This window comes from Neisseria benedictiae (genome assembly GCF_958267435.1).
Classification (GTDB): Bacteria; Pseudomonadota; Gammaproteobacteria; order Burkholderiales; family Neisseriaceae; genus Neisseria; species Neisseria bergeri.
In genome coordinates this window covers 1-1,627 of record NZ_CATQFV010000061.1, presented here as the reverse complement: position 1 = coordinate 1,627, position 1,627 = coordinate 1, and the positions used below count along the sequence as shown (strand labels likewise).

General features: G+C 48.6%; 3 protein-coding genes. All 3 read left to right on the top strand.

The window, feature by feature from the left end:
• Nucleotides 1-369: hypothetical protein (locus Q3O12_RS07785; protein ID WP_301669962.1), on the top strand; the 369-nt coding region annotated here is incomplete at its 5' end.
• A complete protein-coding gene (locus Q3O12_RS07780; RefSeq protein WP_301669961.1) occupies nt 366-506 on the top strand; it encodes a hypothetical protein in 141 nt (46 codons plus the stop codon). The genes Q3O12_RS07785 and Q3O12_RS07780, both read left to right, overlap by 4 nt.
• Before the next feature lie 319 nt (nt 507-825).
• Entirely contained in the window at nt 826-1,524 is a 699-nt protein-coding gene (locus Q3O12_RS07775; RefSeq protein WP_301669963.1) for a DNA adenine methylase, read from the top strand.
• The last annotated feature ends 103 nt before the right edge of the window (nt 1,525-1,627 follow it).

Below are 1,627 nucleotides of genomic sequence, written 5' to 3'. Positions count from 1 at the left end.
ACCCGCAGTCAGTACAGTCACTGCGAAATCGCCGTGCGGCTCCCTACATACTGCGCCTCTTCTTATGCCTGTTATTCCGCCAGTGGGCGCGACGGCGGTGTACGTATGAAAGTGATGCCGCTGCCGTCTGACAAGTGGGATTTGATTCCGCTGCCGCCATCCGCGCACAGTTCGGTTGTCTGCCTATATGCTCAGACACGCGGTTGCCGTTACGACTGGATGGGAGCAGTTGGGACGGTATTCCGTCTGACTCAGAGCAAAAACCGCTGGTTCTGTAGCGAGTTTTGTGCGACGGTAATGGGAATAACCGAAGGTTGGCGGTTCTCGCCCGGGGATTTGGCGGCAATATTCCGAAGGGAGGCTGTATGACACCCTCTCAATTTTGTCAGACCCAAATCGACGAATGGATGAGGGTCGGCAGATACGCATCGGAAACCGGCGATATTGCCCTGTTCGAGCGAGTGGAAAAAGAAATTGCCAATTATCAAATGATACAGAGCAACTGATGGAAATAACATCAATAAAGGAGGATAAAAAATATTAAAGTGGGACGGCGACGTACCGGTGCGGGAACAACACCGGTACGCCAGCCAAGCAGAGAACCCTGCATTGACTTCTAGGCCGCCTTAGTCTCTAGAGACTCGGGCATCCTATCCAAAATTGGAGTGGGTGCAAATGCAAAACTGCCGCGAACTGCGCTGCAAAAACATCAATACCTTCAACTGATTAAAAATCGTCAAAATGCCGCCGGGCATCATATTAAACTTGTTTTTAAGCATCTTTTGAATGCCTTAATTTAGGAGTATATATATGATGTAAAAAACGCTGTTCCCCGAACATTCCTGTTATGTCGAACTGTTTACAGGTGGAGCGGCACTCTTTTTCCTTCGTCCGAAACCTGCCAAAGTAGGGGTACTTAACGATATCGACGGACAGCTTGTCAACCTCTACCGCGTCGTTCAGCATCATTTTGATGAGTTTGTCAGACAGTTCGAGTGGATGCCGACGAGCCGTGAAGTCTTCTCCCGACCGCAAAGCACCCCGCCGGATTGCATGACAGACATCCAACGTGCTGCACGGTTCTTCTACCTCCGGCACAATGCCTTCGGCGGCAAAACCGTCCAACAGCATTTCGGTACAGCAACTACATCTAAAGCATGGGACGCCTCTCAAGTCAAAGCAAAACTGACCGCTGCCAAAACCAGACTGAACGGTGTATTCGTTGAAAACGAACCGTGGGAACGGTGCTTTAAACGCTACGACCGCGAACATACCTTCTTCTACGCAGACCCACCGTATTGGCAAACAGCAGGATATGACCGTTCTTTTGATTGGATGCAATACGAACTATTGGCGAAATCGATGGCTGAGAGCAAAGGCAAAGTAATGATGTCCATTAATGACCATCCCGATATTAGAGAGTTATTTAAAGATTTCCGAACCACCCGCCTTGAGCTTATCTATTCCGTTGGTCGGGAAAAAACGCAAAAAACCGGCGGCGAACCGGTTATCTGCAACCGGTAAAACAAAAGCGACGGTTATCGTCGCTTTTATAAAAGTGCAAGGGAGTTGCAAATAATGCAATAAATTGCCAAAGTTTTTTCTCAGAAAATGCCGAGATTTTTCT